The organism is Mycobacterium asiaticum, from assembly GCF_001668675.1.
Classification (GTDB): Bacteria; Actinomycetota; Actinomycetes; order Mycobacteriales; family Mycobacteriaceae; genus Mycobacterium; species Mycobacterium asiaticum_D.
The window spans coordinates 1-20,749 of sequence record NZ_LZKQ01000063.1 but is presented as its reverse complement, the minus strand read 5'-3'; the positions used below and the strand labels follow the sequence as shown (position 1 = coordinate 20,749).

The window sequence follows — 20,749 nt, the reverse complement described above, 5'->3', positions numbered from 1 at the left end:
CTCAGGCCGTCCCTTCGGGCAGCCGGCGCAGGTACGCCGCGCGGCGTTGCGCGAGTTGGCTGGCGCGCAGCTGCGCAGTCACCCGCGGCAGGTACGGCACCTCGGCATCGAGAAGGTCCCGCTTGACCACTCGCCCCCGGGCGCCGAGATCCTCGCGCGGCCCGTTTTCACCGAACTCGGCCATGCGCAGCGTGAGGATGCCTTCGCGCAACCCGTCGGAGTCGATCCAATTCGCCAGCCCGGGATCTTCCGGCGCGATCACGTAGGTGTAGCTGCCGTCGTCGTTGGGCACCGATTGTGCCTTGTTCAGACTGCCGGTGCGGTCGATGATGTCCAGCGTGGTGCCCCAGATATTGCTCAGGGGCACGGTGAAGTACTCCGCGCCACCGTCGTTCACGTCGACGACGAACGCCTCGTCCGGAGCGAGGTCGAAGCGGCCCATCACGTAGACCTGGTTGCGCATCGCGCCGACCTTGTCGGCCGACCAGGCCAGGTTGAAGTGGTTGGCCGGCATCTTGTACACCCCGTGGCTGAGCTTGCCGGTGAAGTTCGCAAAATACGCCATCATCGCCGCGGTCGCCTCGGCCTGTTCGTCGAGTGTTCGGGGCGGGGTGGCCGGCGGACCGCCGAGGCGTTGCACTTCAAGGTAATTCGGGTCATCGCGTTCCCAGTCCAGCAGCACGTCCCGGATGTAGAACTCGTGTGCCTCGGCGGTGGTCTGGACATGATTGGGTCGCCTGCCCGCGGGTTCGTCGTCGACGGTGATGGTGAAACTACCGTCGGAGTCGACCTCCATGGTGCGGCCGTTGAGTACGGCGACCGTGCCCATGTGGGCGTCCCACAGGGTGAAGTAGTTCTCGGTCATCCGGTGTTCGCCGACCCGGCCATGGATCTCGTAGCGTTCGTCGCCGGAGATCGGGATGACTCGGTAGACGCTGTCCGGATTGTCGATGCCCCAACGTGATCCGGGAACGCGGCGGCCCTGCACCGGGTGCGCCAACCGGGTGATACAGGTGACTTTCGGTCGCAGCTTGTCCTGGTTCGACGACCACATCGCCGCCGAGAACATCACCTCGGCGTAGGCGGCGTCGAACCGCTCGCGCATCGCGTCGGATGGTTTCGCCCGGCTCAGCCAGTTTTCCGCCACGCTCCGGTAGGCCGCTTTGACGGTGGGATGCTCGATCAACTCCAGGGCGGCCAGTTCCTGTTCGCGCTGGGAAGCCGTCGAGACCGGATTGTCAACCACGGGTCGCTCCTTCGGTATAGCTGCGAAAACGCTTGTTGTACGGAGTGAAACGTTCGTCGATCTGCTCGGGCAGCAGACCGTAGGTGGCGAGCGCGTAGGGCGGGCGCGCAACTTCGCGGGGCCGCACGGCCAGCCAGCGTCGCATCGCCGCCTCGGCCTCGTCGTTGAGCGGCGCCCCGATGGCGTCGTAGACCCGGGCCACCTGTCCGATCGGATCCGCGACCGCCGCGTCGAACCCGACATCGGTGACGCGTGCGGCGTCGTCTGCCCAGCTGTCGCGGACCGCCATTGCCCGGTCGTTGGTCCACCCCATCCGCGCCAGCCATTGCGCGCCCACGCGATGCAGGTCGACGGTGTCGGAGTGCATGGCGTGCAACGTCGCGTTGAGGCTCGCCCCGGACGCCACGGTGGTGCGCGGGTCCCGGTGCATGTGCACGATGTGCAGGTCCGGGAACTGTGCCCGCAACAAGTCCAGATACCCCAGGTGCGCCGGTGATTTGAGTACCCAGCGCCGGCCCTGCACGCCGCGGCGGCGCTTCTGCCACTGCAGGAACTGCAGCATGCGATGCAGGTATCGGTAGGCGGGAGTGAAATCCTGGGTGTCCAGCCAGGACCGGTATCGCGGGAGGTTTGCGCCGGATTCGGGGACGTGGGACAGGAACGCGTCGGCCAGGAAGACGATCTCCTCTTCGGCTTCCCGCGCGTACATCGGGTGAATGGCGAACAATTCCGGTGCCAGCTCACGGGATTTCCCCTCCCGAGCCTCGCTGACGGCGATGCGGGGATCGACCCCGGTGAACGAATAGTCCAGGCGGGGAGCGACCTCGACGACCTCCCAGCCGTACGCGCAGACGAACCGCGGGTCGGCGGCCAGCAGTCGCTGCAGCAGCGTGGTGCCGCTGCGCATCATCCCGATGACCACGATCGGCGGCGCGACCTGTTCGTCCAGGATCTCGGGGTGGCGGCGGATCCACTCCTGGGTGCGCAGCCGCATCCGCAGGCTGTGCACGATCCCCGACCGCAGAATGTGAACCCCGATCGCGTTCAGGTCGGCGCGCGCGTAGTCGGCCAGCAGCACCCGCAGCGGACCTTCGAACTCGCCCGGCCCCCAATCGTCCAGTGCCTCTTTACGTTGCGCATCGGCCAACACGGCCGCCGGTTCGAACGGGTTGTCCACGCGTCAGAACTTCAGGTGCTGGCTGAGATCACCGGTCTGATCGATGAACATGGTGCGGGTGTCGAACCACCAGACACCGTCGATCTTTTGGAAAGTGTCCTGGTAATGCCCGGTGACGATCACTTGCAACGGCAAATCGGGCGTGGCCTGGGTGACGCAGTAATAAGAGGTACTGCGCGCGGTGCCCTGGTCCTCGTCGATGAAGAGCTGCACATTCGTGGTGAGGTGCTTGGTCTTGGGCGTGCCGTCCTCGTAGATGCGCGTGGCCATCTCGTACATCTCCCGCACCCGAGCGGCCCCTTCGAAGACGGTTTCCGGGGGACCGTCCTGAACGCCGCAGATGCGGCCGTGTTCGAAGAGCCGGGCTACCCCGTCGAGGTCGCCGCCGTCCAGCAACTGCGCGTAGCTGTAGATCAGATTGGTGATTTCAGTTGCGCTAGCGGTCATGTCGGGCCACCTCGGGTTTAGTCTGATCGTCGTGACGTTACCTTGCGCGCTCAACCGGCCCGGCAACTTCACCGTGTCGTCGTCTCATGGGTGAACTCGACGACACCGTTGCCGTGATCACCGGCGCCGCGCGCGGCCAGGGCCGCAGTCACGCCGTCGCCCTCGCCGAACAGGGCGCTGACATCATCGCCGTGGACATTTGCGCCGACATCGACGAGATTCCGTACGCGCTGGGTACCCGAGCCAACCTCGACAAGACGGTACGGCTGGTCCAAGAGACCGGACGCAGGGCCGTACCTGTCGTCGCCGACGTGCGCGACCTCCGCCAGTTACGGGCTGGAGTGCAGACCGGCATCGATGAACTCGGGGATGTCGACATCGTCATCGCCAACGCCGGTGTGGTTGCGATGGGCGACACCCAGACCGATTCCGAACCGGTGTTCAACACGATTGTCGACACCAATCTCAAAGGGGTGTGGCACACACTGCTGGCCACGGTGCCGTCGATCATCCGCAAGGGCCGGGGAGGTTCGGTGGTGCTGATCAGTTCGTCGCAGGGCCTGACCGGGCGAGGGGGCGACGGCAGCGCGGCGATGTTCGCCTACGCCGCATCCAAGCATGCGGTGCTGGGTTTGATGCGGTCGGCGGCGAACGCGTACGGGCCGCACAAGATCCGGGTCAACTCCATCCACCCCGGCGGGGTGGCCACGCCGATGATCATCAACGACTTCGTGATCAACCGCATGACCGAGAACCCCAACCCGGCGGTCACCCAGACGTTGTTGCCCGATGTGCCGCTGGTCGAAGCGCAAGACGTGACGGCCGCGGTGCTCTGGCTGGTCAGCCCCGGGGCGCGCTACGTGACGGGCGTTTCGATCCCCGTGGACGCCGGCCACATCGCCATGTGACGGTGCGCGGCAACACCGCCGGCTTTGAGGACTCGGGCGGTGTTGGTACCAGTGGCTCAATGACTCTGGTGAACCCCGTCATTCACTGACCCGATGCGCTCGCCGGCGAGCCGTCGATGGCGTCGCCGAAACCGTAACGGAACTGCTTGGCCGTCAACGACACTGCCCGCTGCTTATTCGCAGGGTTGCCGAGAACCGGGAAGCTGGAACTCAATTGGGCCAGCGGAAGCGGCTTGACACCCTTGATCTGGGCCGGGTCGATTGCGACCGCTGCGCGGGCGCCGCGCAGCATCATGGCCGCGTGTTCACCGTCCAGGAAGTGCCGCAACTCGGCGAACTCGCGGTCACGGCCGAACAGTCGGCGCGCAGCGGAATCCACAGCAGGATTATCGCGCCTGCCGGCGGAATCGTCGGACGGTCAGAGCGGGGCCCGAAACGTCAGCCGCGGGTTACCTTGCCGGCCTTGATGCACGAGGTGCACACGTTGAGCCGCTGCTTGTTGCCGCCGGGACGGGTCACGGCGTGCACGGTCTGGACGTTCGGGTTCCACCGGCGGCTGGTGCGGCGGTGGGAGTGCGACACCGACTTACCGAAGCCGGGGCCTTTCCCGCAGATATCGCACACAGCGGCCATGGTTCGAACTCCTCAAGTCTGTCTGGGGCCCGGCGACACCGGGTGGGTCTGCCGAACGAGCCGGAATAGCCCAGGCTAGCCCAGGCCGTACCAGGATACCGACTGTGGTCGTCAACCACCAAAACGGCACCGCGCCGAGCTGCGCGATCACCTGCACTGTCGCACCCGGTCGCTAGGCTCGTGTGCCGGTGCGGACCGAGGATACGCTGGCGCGCAATCGGGACCCCATGAGCGGCAGAGGAGGTGGGGTCGGGTTGAGTACGTCGGATCGTCCGCTGGACGGCCTGGCCCTGCGGGACTGGGCGCACACGGTGGTCAGCGACCTGATCACGCACATCGACGAGATCAACCGGCTGAACGTGTTCCCGGTCGCCGACGCAGACACCGGGGCGAACATGCTGTTCACCATGCGTGCGGCGCTCGCCGAAGCCGATTCGGGCGACGGCGCGGGCGTTGCCGACGTCGCCGGTGTCGCCGCGGCGCTCTCGGCGGGGGCCGTCAAGGGTGCCCGCGGGAATTCCGGAGTGATCCTGTCGCAGATCCTGCTCGGCATCGCCGACGTCACCGGGAACGTGGTCGCCGAATCCGGCGGCCAGCTGACCGTGATCGACGCCGCGACCTTCGGGTCCGCCCTGTGGCGCGGTCTCGACCTGATCGTCGCGTCCATGGGCGGCGAGGAGGTGCCGGGGACCATCGTCTCGGTGCTGCGAGCGGCCGCGATGGCCGTCGAGCAGTGCGCTGCCGCAGGCGAGACGCTGGCCCGCGCTGTCATCGACGCCGGCGACGCGGCGGTGGTCGCCCTGGAACGGACCCCCGAGCAGCTCGACGTGCTCGCCGACGCCGGCGTGGTGGACGCCGGGGGCCGCGGGCTACTGGTCCTGCTCGATGCGCTGCGATCGACGATCACCGGCCATGCGCCCGTGCGGCCGGTCTACGAGCCGTCGCCGGCGTCACAGCAGGTCGACGCCGCTACCCGGCGGCCTGCACCGCAGTTCGAGGTGATGTATCTGCTGGCCGAGTGCGCTGCCGAGGCCGCCGACACGCTGCGGGAGCGGCTCGGCGAGCTGGGGGATTCGGTGGCGATCGCCGCTGCCCCCGAGCAGAGCTACTCGGTCCACGTGCACACCGACGACGCGGGTGCGGCGATCGAGGCGGGCCTGGCCGCCGGACGGCCCAGCCGGATCGTGGTTTCGGCGCTGAGCGCCGGCATCTCCGGCCTGCCCGCCGGCAGCTGGACCCGCGACCGCGCGGTGCTGGCCGTGGTCGACGGTGACGGCGCCGACGAGCTGTTCGCCGGCGAAGGCGCCTTCGTGCTGCGGCCGGAACCGGAGCAGGACCCGGAAGCGGCCGTGGGCATCAGTGCCCATCAACTGGTGCGCGCCGTCGTGGACACCGGGGCCGCCCAGGTGATGGTGCTGCCCAACGGGTATGTCGCAGCCGAGGAGCTGGTCGCTGGTTGCACCGCGGCGATCGGCTGGGGAGTCGACGTGGTCCCGGTGCCTACTGCGTCGATGGTCCAGGGGCTGGCCGCGCTGGCCGTGCACGATCCCGGTCGCCAAGCCGTCGACGACGGCTACACAATGGCCCGCGCCGCGGGCGGCGCCCGGCACGGATCGGTGCGGATCGCCACCGAGACCGCGTTGACCTGGGCGGGCACCTGCAAGCCGGGCGACGGGCTGGGCATCGCCGGCGACGAGGTGCTGATCGTGGCCGAGGACGCGGCCGCGGCGGCGATCGGCCTGCTCGACCTGCTGTTGGCTTCCGGCGGCGATCTGGTGACGGTGCTGGAAGGCGCCGCGCTGGACGGCGACGATGCCGAAGCCATCCAGACCGTCCTGGAAGGCCACATGCACGATCGCCATCCGGGCAGCGAACTGATGGTCTATCGCACCGGCCACCGCGGTGACGTGCTGCTGATCGGGGTGGAGTAGTGGCGACACTCGACGATCGGCTCGACTACCTGTTGACCGACAAGACGATCAAACTCCTCGAGGAGGAGTTCGGCATCCGCACCGCCGGCGAACTACTCCGGCATTACCCCCGCAGCTATGTCGAAGGCGCTTCGCGGCTGGGCGCCGAGGACCAGCGGCCGGAAGCGGGCGAGCACATCACGATCGTCGACGTGATTACCGCCACCACGACCGGGTGGATGCGGCAGAAGGGTCCGAAAGGCAAGTCGAGGCAATGGCTGCGCATCACGCTCGGCCGCGGCCGCGGCAAGGTGACCGCCACCTTCTTCAACGCGGATTACCTCAAGCGGGACCTCACCGAGCACACCAAGGTGATGCTGTCCGGCGAGGTCGGTTACTACAAGGGCGCCATGCAGCTGACCCACCCGGCGTTCTTGCTGATGGACAAGCCCGGCAAGAACCGCGGCACCAGTTCGCTGCGCAACATCGCCGACGCGTCGGAGGCGGTCAGCGGCGAAGTCGCGATGTCGGAGTTTGAGCGCCGGTTCTACCCGATCTATCCGGCCAGCACCAGACTGCAGAGTTGGGAAATTTACCGCTGCGTGCGGCAGGTCATCGGCATGCTGGATCCGGTCGAGGATCCGCTGCCTGAGGACCTGCGCGCCGAGCACGGCCTCATTTCCGAGGACAAGGCACTGCGCGACATTCACCTCGCCGAGGAGCCCGCCGAGCGCGAGCGTGCGCGCGAGCGCCTCACCTTCGACGAAGCTGTCGGATTGCAGTGGGCGCTGGTGTGCCGCAGGCACGGCGAGCTGTCCGAGTCCGGGCCACCGGCCCCGCCGCGGCCCGATGGTCTGGCGGCTGAGCTGTTGCGCCGGTTGCCGTTCGAGCTCACGGCGGGTCAGCGTGAAGTGCTCGATGTGCTGTCCGACGGGTTGGCCATGACTCGTCCGCTGAACCGCCTGCTGCAGGGTGAGGTGGGCTCGGGCAAGACCATCGTCGCGGTGCTGGCCATGCTGCAGCTGGTCGACGCGGGCTATCAGTGCGCGCTGCTGGCACCCACCGAAGTGCTTGCCGCACAACACATGCGCTCGATCACCGATGTGTTGGGGCCGTTGGCGATGGCCGGCCAGCTGGGCGGGTCCGACAACGCGACCAGCGTGGCGTTGCTTACCGGGTCGATGTCCGCGGCGCAGAAGAAGCAGGTGCGCGCGCAGATCGGCAGCGGGCAGGCGGGCATCGTGGTCGGAACCCACGCGCTGCTGCAGGACGCCGTGGAATTCCAAAACCTGGGCATGGTGGTTGTCGACGAGCAACACCGGTTCGGCGTCGAGCAGCGAGATCGCTTGCGCGCCAAGGCCCGTGCCGGGACCACGCCGCACCTGCTGGTGATGACCGCGACGCCCATTCCGCGCACCGTCGCCCTCACCTACTACGGCGATCTGGAAACGCTGACGCTGCGCGAACTTCCGCGCGGGCGGCAGCCGATCAACACCCAGGTGATTTATGCCGGGGACAAACCGGCCTGGCTCGAACGCGCTTGGCAACGCATCCACGAGGAAGTCGCCACGGGTCGGCAGGTCTACGTGGTGGCACCCCGCATCGATGAGAACGACAACGTCGGCGAAGAAGGCGGCCCCAGGCCGTCAGCCACCGCCGAGGGACTTTTCAAGCGGTTACGCGACGGGGAACTGGCCGGGCTGCGGCTGGCGCTGATGCACGGACGGTTGTCGACCGACGAGAAGGATGCCGCGATGGCGGCCTTCCGGGCGGGCCAGGTCGATGTGCTGGTGTGCACCACGGTCATCGAGGTCGGTGTCGATGTCCCCAACGCCACCGTGATGCTGATCATGGACGCCGACCGGTTCGGCATCAGCCAGCTGCACCAACTGCGCGGACGGATCGGGCGGGGCGAACATGCCAGCCTGTGTCTGCTGGTGAGCTGGGTGTCGCCGGACTCACCGGCCAGTCGGAGACTGAACGCGGTGGCGGCGACGATGGACGGATTCGCCCTCGCCGACCTCGACCTGGGGGAGCGAAAGGAAGGAGATGTGTTGGGCCGCAACCAGTCCGGCAGGCCGATCACCTTGCGGCTGCTGTCGCTGGCCAAGCACCTCGCCTACATCGAGGCGGCCCGGGAATTCTGTGTCCGCGCGCACGCCGAAAGTCCGGGAGACCGCGGATTGGATTCCCTGGCAGCGTATTTCGTCACAGACGATCGCGTCGAATACTTGGACAAGTCGTGAGCCGCAAGCGGCTGTGGTGGCTGGCCGCCTTGGCGGCGCTGGCCCTGGTGGTCGCCTACCAGACCGTCGGCTCGACGGTGACCAGGCACGCCGACGAGTTCGCCGCCCGGGCGGACATCCCGACCGTGCAGCCCGGGGTCGACGTGCTTGCGGGTGTCGCGGTGGTGCCGCGACGCAACCATCGCTTCGACTACCGCAGGTCAGCGTTCGGCGAGGCCTGGGACGACAACAACGATGCGCCGTTGGGACACAACGGTTGTGACACCCGCGACGACATCCTGGCCCGGGATCTCGTCGACGTCGCCTTCGTCTTCACCAAGCGGTGCCCTACCGCGGTGGCGACGGGCACCCTGCACGACCCCTACACGAACGCGGTCATCGCCTTCCAGCGCGGCGCCAAGGTCGGCGAAGCCGTGCAGATCGACCACATCGTGCCGCTGGCCTACGCGTGGGACATGGCCGCGGCGAGCTGGCCGGCCCGGCTGCGGGTGAAGTTTGCCAACGACCCCGGCAACCTGCTGGCCGTACAGGGGAAGGCCAACCAGGACAAGGGCGATTCTCCACCGGCGCAGTGGATGCCACCCAACGGGGCATTCGCGTGCCAGTACGCGATGCAGTTCATCGCCGTGATGCGCGGCTACGCGCTCCCGCTCGACCAGGCCTCCGCCGATGTGCTTCGCCAGGCCGCCGGCACCTGCCCGCAGGGCTGACCCGCTCGGCGAAAACAGCTAGGCGTTGTAGGTCTCCGGGTCCGGCCGAAGCCGGGTCCCGTCATCGAGCCCGTTGAGCGCATCCACGTGCTCCGAAGCCAATTCGAAGTCGAAGATGTCCAGGTTGCCGGCGATGTGCTCGGGCTGGGCCGAGCGGAACACCACGGCATTGCCCAGCTGGACGTTCCACCGCAACAGCACCTGCGCCGGCGTCTTGCCGTATTCCCCGGCTATCGAGGTCACCGTCGGGTTGTCGTTCAGCTTGCCCAGGGCCAATGGCGTGTAGGACTGGGTGACGACCTCGTGCTGGGCGTTCGCCTTGCGCAGCTCGTCCTGGTTCAGCAGCGGATGCAGCTCGATCTGGTTGACCGCGGGGGTGACGAAGGTCAGGTCGATCACGATCGACAGGTACTCATCGGTGAAGTTGGAGACACCGATGGACCGGGCTAGTCCGTCACCGCGGCACTGGATCAAGCCCCCGAAGGAATCCACGTACTTGCCCACCGCCGGGGCCGGCCAATGGACCAGGTACAGGTCGACGTAATCCAGGCCGAGCCGCTCGAGGCTGGCCTTGCAGGCATCCTGGGACGCGGCGAAACCGTGGTCCTCGGTGGCCAGTTTGGTTGTGACGAACAGTTCCGCGCGTGGAATTCCGGACGCCGCGATCGCACGTCCCACCGCGGCCTCGTTGCCGTAAGCGGCCGCGGTATCGATGAGCCGGCAACCGGCCTGCAGCGCGGCCGACACCGCCCGTTCGGTCTCGTCGTCCGATAAATCGGCTACGCCCAGCCCTAAAACCGGAATCGTGTTCTCGTCATTGAGGGCTATGGACGGTGTGGCGCCCGACTCGCCAGTCACGTTGGTCTCACCTACCTGTTGAAGTGAAAAGTTCTCGGATCAGGGCCAAGCCGCGTTCCGTCGTTCAGCGAGGAGATCGACGCCATTTCACCGGCACTGAGTTCGAAGCCGAACACGTCGAAGTTGCTCGCAATCCGCGCGGGGTTCACCGACTTGGGAATCACGATATTACCGAGTTGGATATGCCATCTGATCAACACCTGCGCTGGTGTCCGGCCGTGATCTTCGGCGACGGTTGTCACGGCCGGCTGGCTAAGCAGCGATCCGCGCCCAAGTGGAGACCACGCTTCGGTGGCAATGCCCAGGCGGGCGTGCACTTCTCGCAGTTCCGGCTGCGTAAGCCGCGGGTGCAACTCGATCTGATTGACCGTCGGTACGATTCCGGTCGCGTCGATCAGAACCATCAGGTGCTCGGGTTCGAAATTGCTGACTCCGACGGATTTGATCCGGCCCTGATCGCGCAGGCTGGCAAACGCCTTGAAGGTGTCCACGAATTTGTTCAGCTGCGGCTGCGGCCAATGAATCAGATACAAGTCGAGATAGTCCAGCCCGAGGCGCTCCAGGCTGGCGTCGAACGCCCGCAGCGTGCTGTCGTAGCCCTGGTCCGGATTCGCCAGTTTGGTCACGACGTAGAGTTGGTCGCGGGGCACGTCGGAGTTGGCGAGTGCGCGCCCGGTCTCCCGTTCGTTTCGGTAGGCCGCCGCGGTGTCAATATGCCGATAGCCGGCGCGCAGCGCGGCACTGACCGCCTGCTCGGTATCCGTCGGTTCGATCTTGAAGACGCCGAGGCCGATGACGGGAATCGAATTGCCGTCGTTTAGCGTGACGAGGGTTTTTTCAAGGGAGCGGCCCATGACGAAAAGTCTGCCAGGCGCGGCGGAACTCCAATCCGGAGCGACGCGCGCACCGATCGGGTGGATGACTCGCGTCCAGAACACCGTCACAGGTGCTGGCGTGAAAGTCATTCCGCTGATTCCGCCGGCCGCCAAGCGGCTGCTGACCCGGGGCCGTTCGGTGATCATCGATGGCAACACCCTCGACCCGACGCTGCAACTGATGCTGACCGGTCTGCGTGCCGTCGGCATTGACGGTTTGGTGGTCGACGACGATCCCGGCACCTCCCGCGACCTGATGCACCAGAACATGGTGGACATGCCGGGTCCGCAGATCCACGTCGAGGTGAGCGAGCTGTCGCTGCCCGGACCGGCGGGAGACCTGCGGGCACGGCACTACCGGCCGACCGAGGGCGCCGACGGTGCGCCGTTGCTGGTCTTCTACCACGGCGGCGGCTGGGTGATCGGCGACTTGGACACCCACGACGCGCTGTGCCGCCTGACCAGCCGCGACGCGGGCATCCACGTCCTGTCCGTCGATTACCGGTTGGCGCCGGAATACCCGGCACCGGCCGCGATCGAGGACGCCTATGCCGCCTTCACGTGGGCCAGCCAGCACGCCGCCGAACTCGGCGCGGCGCCCGGGCGGGTCGCCGTCGGCGGGGACAGTGCGGGCGGCAACCTGGCGGCCGTCGTGAGCCAACTGGCCCGGGACAGCGGTGGTCCGGCGCCGGTGCTGCAGTGGCTGCTCTACCCGCGCACCGACTTCACCGCGCAGACCAGGTCGCTGAGCCTGTTCGCGCGCGGGTTCCTGCTGACCAAGCGCGATATCGACTGGTTCACCGCGCAGTACCTGCGCAAATCAGAGATCGACCGCACCGATCCGAAGGCGTCGCCCGCGCTGGCCGAGTCGTTGGCCGGGCTGGCGCCCGCCCTGATCGCGGTCGCCGGGTTCGACCCGCTGCGTGACGAGGGACAGGACTACGCGACCGCGTTGCGGGCCGCCGGCACCGCGGTCGACCTGCGCTACCTGGGCTCGCTGACGCACGGCTTCGCGAACCTGTTCCAGCTCGGCGGCGGCAGCGCCGCCGGTACGAAGGAGCTGATCTCGGCGCTGCGGGCGCACCTGAGCCGGTGCTGACCGGCCTTCACCAGTGCCGTCGGTACTCTAGAGGCGCCTGAACCCCGACCGGGGTACAGCCAACACACGTGAGGATCACTGTGGCCGACAAACCCAAGCGCCCAGCGCGACTCGACCTGCAGTCCGGCGACAGCAAGTTCGGCCGGCTCATTCAGATCGGCGGCACCGCGGTGATCGTGATCTTTGCGGCCGTGCTGGTGTTCTACATCGTCAACTCGAACCACAAGAAGGCCGTCGGCGGCCAAGAGGGTGCGGTCCGGGTGTCGTCGAGCAAGCTGGTTACCGACGGCGGCAAGCCCAAGGCCCTGGTGTCGTTCTACGAGGACTTCCTGTGCCCGGCGTGCGGCAACTTCGAGCGCGGTTTCGGTCCGACCGTCTCCAAGCTCATCGACATCGGCGCGATCGAAGCCGACTACTCCATGGTGACCATCTTGGACAGCCCGCGCACGGACAACTACTCCTCGCGCGCCGCCGCGGCCGCCTACTGTGTCGCCGACGAGTCCATCGAAGCGTTCCGCCGCTTCCATTCGGCGCTGTACAGCGAAGGCATCCAGCCGTCGGAGACGGGAACGAAATTCCCCGACAACGCCCGGCTGATCGAACTCGCGCGTCAGGCCGGCGCAGCCGGGACGGTGCCCGACTGCATCAACAGCGGTAAGTACATCTCGAAGGTCACCGGTCTCGCGGGTGCCAACAACATCCGCGCGACCCCGACGGTCAAGATCAACGGCCAGGAATACGAATGGTCCACACCGGACGCGCTGGTCGCCAAGATCCGGGACATCGTCGGCAATCTTCCCGGGATGGACGACGCCGCGGCTACCGCGAAGAGCTGACCGCGTGTCGGCTGATCCTGGCCCCGAAACGGACCCCGAAACCGACCTCTGGGTGCCGGCCCGCAGCGCGTGGTGGGTGCTGATCGCCGGCGCGATCGGACTGCTTTCCTCCATCACGCTGACGGTCGAGAAGATCGAGCTGCTGCGTAACCCGTCCTACGTTCCGTCGTGCAACATCAACCCGATCGTTTCGTGCGGTTCGGTGATGGTGACGCCGCAGGCGTCGCTGTTCGGCTTTCCCAACCCGCTGCTCGGCATCGCCGGGTTCACCGTGGTGGTGGTCACCGGCGTGCTGACCGTCACGAAAGTGCCGCTGCCCCGGTGGTATTGGATAGGGCTGGCCGTCGGCGTGCTGCTCGGTACGGTCTTCGTGCACTGGCTGATCTACCAGAGCCTGTACCGCATCGGGGCCCTGTGCCCGTATTGCATGGTGGTGTGGGCCGTCACCATCACGCTGTTGGTGGTGGTGTTGTCCGTTCTGGTGCGGCCGGTGATCGGGGATCGAACCGCGGTGCGGCTGCTGTTCCTGTGGCGGTGGTCGCTCGTCACGTTCTGGTTCGCCGCGGTGTTCCTGCTGATCATGGCCCGCTTCTGGAATTATTGGTCGACACTTCTAAGTTAGGGGTCGGCCGTGATCTCCAAAGTGCTGGTGGCCAACCGCGGCGAAATCGCCATCCGGGCGTTCCGTGCCGCCTACGAGCTGGGCGTCGGCACCGTCGCGGTGTACTCCCACGAGGACCGCAACTCGCTGCACCGGACCAAGGCCGACGAGTCCTATCAGATCGGTGAAGTCGGGCATCCGGTGCGGGCATACCTGTCCGTCGACGAGATCGTCGAAACGGCGCGCCGCTGTGGTGCGGATGCCGTCTATCCCGGCTACGGATTCCTCTCGGAGAACCCGCAATTGGCGGCGGCGTGCGCGGCCGCGGGTATCACCTTCGTCGGGCCCGGCGCCGATGTGCTTCAGCTGACCGGCAACAAGTCCCGGGCAGTCGCCGCGGCGCGCGAAGCGGGACTGCCGGTGCTCGAGTCGTCGGCGCCCTCGGCTTCGGTGGACGACCTGGTGGCGGCATCCGAAGACATGCGATTCCCGTTGTTCGTCAAGGCGGTCGCCGGCGGCGGTGGGCGCGGCATGCGTCGGGTCACCGACAGCACCGCGCTGCCCGAAGCGATCGAGGCGGCCAGCCGCGAGGCCGAGTCCGCGTTCGGCGACCCGACGGTGTATCTGGAACAGGCCGTGCTGCGACCGCGGCACATCGAGGTGCAGATCCTGGCCGACAACCACGGCAACGTGATTCATCTCTTTGAGCGGGACTGCAGTGTGCAGCGGCGTCATCAGAAGGTGATCGAACTGGCGCCCGCCCCGAACCTGCCCGCGGAGCTCCGTGAGCGGATCTGTTCGGACGCAGTGGCTTTCGCGCGCCACATCGGCTACAGCTGCGCCGGCACGGTCGAGTTCCTGCTGGACGAGAACGGCGACTACGTCTTCATCGAGATGAACCCGCGGATTCAGGTGGAGCACACCGTCACCGAGGAGATCACCGACGTCGACCTGGTGTCCAGCCAGTTGCGGATCGCCTCGGGGGAGACGCTGGACAACCTGGGCCTGACGCAGGACGCCGTCCGCCCGCACGGCGCCGCGCTGCAATGCCGCATCACCACCGAGGATCCGGCCAACGGATTCCGGCCGGACACCGGGCGGATCAGCGCGCTGCGCACGCCCGGCGGCGCGGGCATCCGGTTGGACGGCAGCACGAACCTGGGTGCCGAGATCTCCGCGCATTTCGACTCGATGCTGGTCAAGCTGACCTGCCGGGGCCGGGATTTCCCGACGGCGGTAAGCCGGGCCCGGCGGGCGATGGCGGAGTTCCGGATTCGCGGCGTGTCGACGAATATCTCGTTCCTGCAAGCGGTTCTGGACGACCCGGACTTCCAGGCCGGCCGCATCACCACCTCGTTCATCGACGACCGGCCCCAGTTGCTGACCGCGCGCACCTCGGCGGACCGCGGTACCAAGATCCTGAACTACCTGGCCGATGTCACCGTCAATCAGCCGCACGGTGCGCGGCCGTCAACGGTGTACCCCCAGGACAAGCTGCCCGAGGTCGACCGGGAGGCGGCACCGCCGTCCGGCTCCAAGCAACGGTTGGTTCAGTTGGGCCCGGAGGGTTTCGCGCGCTGGCTGCGGGAGTCACCGGCGGTGGGGCTCACCGACACCACCTTCCGCGACGCGCACCAGTCGCTGCTGGCCACCCGGGTGCGGACCAGCGGATTGATGATGGTGGCACCGTATCTCGCTCGGACCATGCCGGAACTGTTGTCGGTCGAATGTTGGGGCGGCGCAACCTATGACGTGGCGCTGCGGTTCCTCAAGGAGGATCCGTGGGAGCGGCTGGCCGCGCTGCGGGAGGCTATCCCCAACATCTGTCTGCAGATGTTGCTGCGGGGGCGAAACACGGTGGGTTACACGCCTTATCCGGAGATCGTCACCTCGTCGTTCATCGAGGAGGCGACGGCCACCGGCATCGATATCTTCCGCATCTTCGACGCGCTGAACAATCTCGACTCGATGCGGCCTGCCATCGATGCGGTGCGCGAAACCGGTTCTGCCATAGCCGAAGTCGCGATGTGTTACACCGGTGACCTGTCGGATCCCGCGGAGCAGCTGTACACCCTGGACTATTACCTCCGGCTGGCCGAGGGAATCGTCGACGCCGGTGCACATGTGCTGGCGATCAAGGACATGGCGGGACTGCTCCGGGCGCCGGCCGCCCACACGCTGGTGAGCGCGCTGCGGAGCCGCTTCGACCTGCCGGTGCACGTGCACACTCACGACACCCCGGGTGGGCAGTTGGGTAGCTACGTGGCCGCGTGGCAGGCCGGGGCCGATGCGGTAGACGGCGCCTCGGCGCCGATGGCGGGCACCACGAGCCAGCCCGCGCTGAGCTCAATCGTGGCCGCGGCCGCGCACACCCCGTACGACACCGGCTTGTCCCTGGCGGCGGTGTGCGCGCTGGAGCCGTTCTGGGAAGCATTGCGAAAGGTGTACGCGCCGTTCGAATCCGGGCTGCCCGGTCCGACCGGGCGGGTGTACCACCACGAGATCCCGGGCGGGCAGTTGTCGAACCTGCGGCAGCAGGCGATCGCGCTGGGGCTGGGGGACCGGTTCGAGGAGATCGAAGAGGCGTACGCCGGTGCCGACCGGGTGCTTGGCCGGCTGATCAAGGTCACGCCGTCGTCGAAGGTGGTGGGCGACCTCGCGCTGGCATTGGTGGGTGCGCAGGTGAGCGCCGACGAATTCGCCGCCGAGCCGGCGCGGTTGGACATCCCGGAATCGGTGTTGAGTTTCCTCCGCGGCGATCTGGGTGATCCGGCGGGGGGATGGCCGGAGCCGCTGCGGTCGGCCGCGCTGGAGGGTCGTGCTCCGGCCAAGCCGGATCCGGAGCTCAGCTCGGACGATGAGGACGCGTTGTCGGCCCCCGGGTCCAAACGGCAGGCGGTGCTGAACAGGTTGCTGTTCCCCGGGCCCACAAAGGAATTCGAGGAGCATCGGGAAACCTACGGTGACACCTCGCAGCTGTCGGCCAACCAGTTCTTCTACGGGTTGCGGCAGGGCGAAGAGCACCGGGTCAAGCTGGAGCGCGGCGTCGAACTGTTGATCGGCCTCGAGGCCATTTCAGAGCCGGACGAACGCGGGATGCGCACGGTGATGTGCATCATCAATGGGCAGTTGCGGCCGGTGCTGGTGCGCGATCGCAGCATCGCCAGTGCGGTGCCGGCCGCGGAGAAGGCCGACCGGGGCAATCCCGGGCACGTCGCGGCGCCCTTTGCCGGGGTGGTGACGGTGAGCGTGTCCGAGGGCGATGAGGTGAGCGCCGGGGACACGATCGCCACCATCGAGGCGATGAAGATGGAAGCGCCGATCACCGCGCCCAGCGACGGCGCCGTTGAGCGGGTGGCGGTATCGAGCACCGCTCAGGTGGAGGGTGGGGACCTGCTGGTGGTGTTGAGCTCGCGCCGGTGACGATGCAGAGCGAAGCGATGAGGAGGAACGGCGCAATTTGGACGCGCCGGTGACGATGCAGAGCGAAGCGATGAGGAGGAACGGCGCAATTTGGACGCGCCGGTGACGATGCAGAGCGAAGCGATGGGGAGGAACGGCGCAATTTGGACGCGCCGGTGACGATGCAGAGCGAAGCGATGGGGAGCGGCGCACTTTGACGCGCATCATCGGTGGGGTGGCCGGAGGCCGGCGTCTCGCGGTCCCGCCGAAGGGGACCAGACCTACCACCGATCGGGTACGCGAGTCGCTGTTCAACATTCTGACGGCGCGGCTGGATTTCACGGGCTTGGCCGTGCTCGATCTGTATGCCGGTTCGGGTGCGCTCGGGTTGGAGGCGCTGTCCCGCGGGGCCGCATCGGCACTGTTCGTCGAATCCGACCCCCGCAGCGCGGCGGTCATCACCCGCAATATCGCGGCCGTGGCTCTGCCCGGCGCCACGGTGCGCAAAGGCACGGTTTCGGCGGTGCTGGCGGGCGGGACGGCGGCGCCGGTGGACCTGGTGCTGGCCGACCCGCCCTACGACGTCGACAGTGCTGAGATCAACGCCGTCCTGGTCGCGTTGAGTGCGCACGGTTGGGCCCGGGTGGGAACTGTTGCGGTGGTGGAGCGCGGTGCGGGGAGCCCGTGGCTGACCTGGCCAGGCGACTGGTCGGTTTGGCCCGAGCGGGTGTACGGCGACACCCGTCTGGAGCTGGCCGAACACGACTGAGTGTCGGTGCTAGCGTTTTTACCCATGGTCGCCGCTCCTCCTCATCATTTCGTTCTGCATCGTCGCGGGCGCGGCTTATGAGCGGCGCGGTTTGTCCCGGGTCGTTCGACCCCGTCACCCTGGGCCACATCGACGTGTTCGAGCGCGCTGCCGCGCAATTCGACGAGGTGGTGGTGGCCATCCTGGTGAACCCCGCCAAGAGGGGCATGTTCGACCTCGACGAGCGAATCGCGATGATCGAGGAGTCGACGACGCATTTGCCCAACCTTAAAGTGAAGTCAGGACAGGGTCTGGTGGTCGATTTCGTCCGATCTTGTGGGATGAACGCCATCGTCAAGGGTCTGCGCACCGGCACCGACTTCGAGTACGAGCTGCAGATGGCGCAGATGAACAAGCATGTGGCCGGTGTGGACACCTTCTTCGTTGCGACCGCTCCGCGCTATTCGTTCGTGTCGTCGTCATTGGCCAAGGAGGTCGCGATGCTCGGCGGTGACGTGACTGAGCTATTACCCGAACCGGTGAACCGTCGATTGCGGGAACGGATCGCTGAGCGGTAGCCACTAGGCCAGCTGGACGTAGTGTCCCGGGTTGATGGTGTTTTCGCCCGACCATCGGTAGGCGGTTATCTCGCCGCCCTTGGCCACACTGAAGTCCACGCAGGCACAGTGGGCGGTCCAATCGCGTGCCCGCTGCGGCTTGCCTCGCCGCCAATAGTGGCCGAAGAAGACCGGAACGGTGTCGGTGTATACGAAGGACAGTTCCTTCGCATCGACCTCGATGTCGGGCAGCGTGGGGTAGGGCTTGCCGTCCTCGGTTGTGTAATTGCCTGCGATCTCGGCAATTTCACGCAGCGTCGTCGCACGGTCATCCCACCACCGGATCCTGGCGTTGGCACGTGGGTGCCCGTCCTTGTCCCGGTAGGCAGGCTGCTCGTGGGCGGTCAAACTGATCTCCGGTCCCTTGAGCAGGATTTCAACGGTCGTGTAGAGCGGGTCGCCCTTCGTCGAAGCTCTCGCGAACTGATCCAGGGCGCTGAAACGATTCGAACCTAATTGTTTCGCAACATATTCCATTGATTCCGTGTGCCAGCAGGCGTGCACAACCCGAATGTCGCCGAGGTCCAGCCACAGGGGAAGCGTCGCGAACCATCGGATGTACTCGGTGCGCTGTTTTAGCGTGAGCTGCTTGAGAAACGCCTGATGCTGGTGCGTGTTTTTCTTGGTGCGCCTACGCAAGTAGCGACCGGTGTTCGCCGGGTTCCGGGTGGCATAGCAGATCGCGTTGAATTCGTGGTTGCCCATGACAATCTGGGCGTTACCGTTGTCCACCATCGGCTTGACGAGCTGGAGAACGCGGAGTTGTTCGCTGCCTCGGTCGACCAGATCGCCCACGAAGATCGCCTGTCGTTCGGGATGCAGGTAGGCACCCTCGCGGACCCGATAGCCGAGTTCAGCGAGCAGCCTCTCCAGCTGCGAGGCGCAACCGTGGACGTCGCCGATGATGTCGTAGCCCTGCATGACTCGATCTTCGCACCTCGGTCTGACACGTCTTGCCCACGAAAACGGACCCGGTCCGGCGGGGGACCAGGTCCGTTCGTGCTGCACGGACTAGTTGGGGTCGAAGCAGGTGTAGAAGGTCTGCGTCGCGTAGTCGTAGCAGGTGTATGTGCCGTACTCGGGCAGGTGGTTCGGAGCGGCGTTGGCGGTGCCGGCCCCGAAGGCGGCCAGGCCGATCGCGGAAGCCAGCAGTGACATACCGGCGAGGGCACGGATGCGGGTGGTGAACATATTTGGTACCTCTCTTGCGCGTCGTTGCGATTTGTTGGGCGGCGGTTGCCGTTGCAGAAACAATGACGGCCGCGGCTTGACGAAACCTTCTGAGATCCTTGGCGAGTCACCCACTAGCGGGCGAGCTACCCACTGGTGGGCGAGCAGACGCAGAATCGCACGAATCGAGTAGTTTGCGTGCGATTCTGTGTCTGCTCGCGCAAAGGCCGAGACGTTGCCCGATAAAAGAGTTACCGTTTTTTCAAGAACAACGATGTTCTACGGGATCGGGGACGCCATGTCTGGAACCGTGCTGATTACCGGCGCTTTCGGTTTGGTCGGATGCGATACCGTGCGGCGGTTCGCCCGGGACGGCTGGCGGGTGGTGGCCACCGCTCACCGCCGGGCCGACGCGGCGCTACCGCGCGGGGTGGAAACTCGGTGGACCGATCTGACCGATCCTGACTGCGTCGATCGCCTGGTAACCGAGGTGTCACCCGATGTGATCGTTCACCTGGCCGCGGTCATCCCGCCGCTGGCATACCGCTACGCGCGATTCGCTCGCAAGGCAAACGTCGACGCCACCGCCGCCCTGGTGCGGGCCGCCGAAAGCCAGCCAACTCCGCCCCGGTTCCTGCATGCCTCCAGCGTCGCGCTTTACGGCGCGCGTAACCCTTACCACCACGCTGATCTACTCGATGTGGACACACCGCTGCGGCCGTGCGAGCTCTACGGAGGCCACAAACTCGAAGCCGAACTACTGGTCCGGTCGTCAAGCCTGGCTTGGGTGGTGTTGCGACTGGGAGGGGTGCTCAGCGTCGACCCGTTGGCCATGCCCTTCACCCCCGACATCGTGTATTTCGGCAGCGCGTTGCCGACCGACGGGCGGGTGCACTGCGTCGATACCCGCGATGTCGCAGTGGCTTTCGCCGCCTGCGCGGATAGAGACGTGGTCGGGCAGATCCTGCTGATTGCCGGCGATGACACACATCGGTTGCGGCAGGGCGGGATTGGATCGGCGATGGCGGCAACTCAAGGCATGGTCGGCTTGCTGCCGCAGGGCCGGCCCGGCGACCCGGACAGCGACGACGGCTGGTTCCCCAATGACTGGATGGACGTTGCCCGCGAGCAGAGGTTGCTGAATTTTCAGCAACATCCGTGGCCGGACATGCTGGCCGAGATGTCCGCACGGGCCGGCTGGAAGCGCACTCCGAGAAAACTTATCGCGCCAATCGCTCATCAGCTCGTCAAACGCCACGGGGCGTA

The 20,749-nt window shown here is 66.6% G+C and carries 20 protein-coding genes; 11 read left to right on the top strand and 9 right to left on the bottom strand.

What is annotated here, in order from left to right; translation table 11 throughout:
• Nucleotide 1: 1 nt before the first annotated feature.
• Genes A9X01_RS05995 through A9X01_RS05985 form a run of 3 tightly spaced genes read right to left on the bottom strand, consistent with a single transcriptional unit; the run spans nucleotide 2 to nucleotide 2,870 of the window.
• A complete protein-coding gene (locus tag A9X01_RS05995; protein ID WP_065119877.1) occupies nucleotides 2-1,246 on the bottom strand; it encodes a DUF1214 domain-containing protein in 1,245 nt (414 codons plus the stop codon).
• Nucleotides 1,239-2,423, bottom strand: a complete 1,185-nt coding sequence (locus A9X01_RS05990; RefSeq protein ID WP_065119876.1) for a sulfotransferase family protein — start codon at nucleotides 2,421-2,423, stop codon at nucleotides 1,239-1,241. Before A9X01_RS05990 ends, A9X01_RS05995 begins: the two co-directional genes overlap by 8 nt.
• Before the next feature lie 3 nt (nucleotides 2,424-2,426).
• On the bottom strand, nucleotides 2,427-2,870 hold the full coding sequence (locus A9X01_RS05985) for a nuclear transport factor 2 family protein (protein WP_065119875.1): 444 nt from the start codon (nucleotides 2,868-2,870) through the stop codon (nucleotides 2,427-2,429).
• 86 nt (nucleotides 2,871-2,956) lie between these two features.
• Here A9X01_RS05985 and A9X01_RS05980 point away from each other — a divergent pair, with 86 nt between their 5' ends.
• On the top strand, nucleotides 2,957-3,778 hold the full coding sequence (locus tag A9X01_RS05980) for a mycofactocin-coupled SDR family oxidoreductase (RefSeq protein WP_065119874.1): 822 nt from the start codon (nucleotides 2,957-2,959) through the stop codon (nucleotides 3,776-3,778).
• An 82-nt stretch (nucleotides 3,779-3,860) separates the two neighbouring features.
• On the opposite strand, the gene A9X01_RS32170 is transcribed toward A9X01_RS05980, so the two are convergent.
• Nucleotides 3,861-4,157 (bottom strand): hypothetical protein, encoded by a 297-nt coding sequence (locus A9X01_RS32170; RefSeq protein WP_065119873.1) that lies wholly within the window; start codon nucleotides 4,155-4,157, stop codon nucleotides 3,861-3,863.
• A 59-nt stretch (nucleotides 4,158-4,216) separates the two neighbouring features.
• On the bottom strand, nucleotides 4,217-4,411 hold the full coding sequence (gene rpmB, locus A9X01_RS05970) for a 50S ribosomal protein L28 (RefSeq protein WP_036354526.1): 195 nt from the start codon (nucleotides 4,409-4,411) through the stop codon (nucleotides 4,217-4,219).
• A gap of 227 nt (nucleotides 4,412-4,638) precedes the next feature.
• Between rpmB and A9X01_RS05965 the strand changes: the two genes are divergently transcribed.
• Genes A9X01_RS05965 through A9X01_RS05955 form a run of 3 tightly spaced genes read left to right on the top strand, consistent with a single transcriptional unit; the run spans nucleotide 4,639 to nucleotide 9,277 of the window.
• Nucleotides 4,639-6,342, top strand: coding sequence for a DAK2 domain-containing protein (locus tag A9X01_RS05965; RefSeq protein WP_065119922.1), 1,704 nt, complete (start codon nucleotides 4,639-4,641; stop codon nucleotides 6,340-6,342).
• Nucleotides 6,342-8,567, top strand: coding sequence for an ATP-dependent DNA helicase RecG (gene recG, locus A9X01_RS05960; protein ID WP_065119872.1), 2,226 nt, complete (start codon nucleotides 6,342-6,344; stop codon nucleotides 8,565-8,567). Before A9X01_RS05965 ends, recG begins: the two co-directional genes overlap by 1 nt.
• Nucleotides 8,564-9,277 carry an HNH endonuclease family protein gene (locus tag A9X01_RS05955; protein WP_065119871.1) on the top strand — a complete coding sequence of 238 codons (714 nt, stop codon included), beginning with the start codon at nucleotides 8,564-8,566 and terminating at the stop codon, nucleotides 9,275-9,277. Before recG ends, A9X01_RS05955 begins: the two co-directional genes overlap by 4 nt.
• Before the next feature lie 18 nt (nucleotides 9,278-9,295).
• Here the strand turns inward: A9X01_RS05955 and A9X01_RS05950 are convergent, their stop codons facing one another.
• Both A9X01_RS05950 and A9X01_RS05945 read right to left on the bottom strand, forming a co-directional pair.
• The gene (locus A9X01_RS05950) at nucleotides 9,296-10,135 is read right to left on the bottom strand and encodes an aldo/keto reductase (RefSeq protein ID WP_065119870.1); all 840 of its coding nucleotides are present in this window, start codon (nucleotides 10,133-10,135) and stop codon (nucleotides 9,296-9,298) included.
• A gap of 11 nt (nucleotides 10,136-10,146) precedes the next feature.
• Entirely contained in the window at nucleotides 10,147-10,989 is an 843-nt protein-coding gene (locus tag A9X01_RS05945; RefSeq protein ID WP_065119869.1) for an aldo/keto reductase, read from the bottom strand.
• On the opposite strand from A9X01_RS05945, the gene A9X01_RS05940 reads away from it, so the two are divergent.
• The 6 genes from A9X01_RS05940 (at nucleotide 10,988) to coaD (ending at nucleotide 18,274) form a co-directional block, all read left to right on the top strand.
• Nucleotides 10,988-12,109 carry an alpha/beta hydrolase gene (locus A9X01_RS05940; protein ID WP_065119868.1) on the top strand — a complete coding sequence of 374 codons (1,122 nt, stop codon included), beginning with the start codon at nucleotides 10,988-10,990 and terminating at the stop codon, nucleotides 12,107-12,109. The genes A9X01_RS05945 and A9X01_RS05940 overlap by 2 nt on opposite strands.
• A gap of 80 nt (nucleotides 12,110-12,189) precedes the next feature.
• A complete protein-coding gene (locus A9X01_RS05935) occupies nucleotides 12,190-12,945 on the top strand; it encodes a DsbA family protein (protein WP_065119867.1) in 756 nt (251 codons plus the stop codon).
• Nucleotides 12,946-12,949: 4 nt separating this feature from the next.
• Nucleotides 12,950-13,567: a vitamin K epoxide reductase family protein gene (locus A9X01_RS05930; RefSeq protein WP_065119866.1), complete on the top strand. Its 618-nt coding sequence runs from the start codon at nucleotides 12,950-12,952 to the stop codon at nucleotides 13,565-13,567.
• 9 nt (nucleotides 13,568-13,576) lie between these two features.
• The gene (locus A9X01_RS05925) at nucleotides 13,577-16,969 is read left to right on the top strand and encodes a pyruvate carboxylase (RefSeq protein WP_065119865.1); all 3,393 of its coding nucleotides are present in this window, start codon (nucleotides 13,577-13,579) and stop codon (nucleotides 16,967-16,969) included.
• 193 nt (nucleotides 16,970-17,162) lie between these two features.
• Nucleotides 17,163-17,717 carry a 16S rRNA (guanine(966)-N(2))-methyltransferase RsmD gene (gene rsmD / locus A9X01_RS05920; protein WP_065119864.1) on the top strand — a complete coding sequence of 185 codons (555 nt, stop codon included), beginning with the start codon at nucleotides 17,163-17,165 and terminating at the stop codon, nucleotides 17,715-17,717.
• 77 nt (nucleotides 17,718-17,794) lie between these two features.
• Entirely contained in the window at nucleotides 17,795-18,274 is a 480-nt protein-coding gene (coaD, locus tag A9X01_RS05915) for a pantetheine-phosphate adenylyltransferase (protein WP_065119863.1), read from the top strand.
• Between the two features lie 3 nt (nucleotides 18,275-18,277).
• Here coaD and A9X01_RS05910 read toward each other — a convergent pair whose 3' ends face one another.
• Nucleotides 18,278-19,234: a metallophosphoesterase gene (locus tag A9X01_RS05910; protein ID WP_065119862.1), complete on the bottom strand. Its 957-nt coding sequence runs from the start codon at nucleotides 19,232-19,234 to the stop codon at nucleotides 18,278-18,280.
• Nucleotides 19,235-19,324: 90 nt separating this feature from the next.
• Nucleotides 19,325-19,504: a hypothetical protein gene (locus tag A9X01_RS05905; RefSeq protein ID WP_065037844.1), complete on the bottom strand. Its 180-nt coding sequence runs from the start codon at nucleotides 19,502-19,504 to the stop codon at nucleotides 19,325-19,327.
• A gap of 277 nt (nucleotides 19,505-19,781) precedes the next feature.
• On the opposite strand from A9X01_RS05905, the gene A9X01_RS05900 reads away from it, so the two are divergent.
• Nucleotides 19,782-20,749 (top strand): NAD-dependent epimerase/dehydratase family protein (locus A9X01_RS05900; RefSeq protein WP_081282235.1); only part of this gene is annotated, 968 nt, incomplete at its 3' end.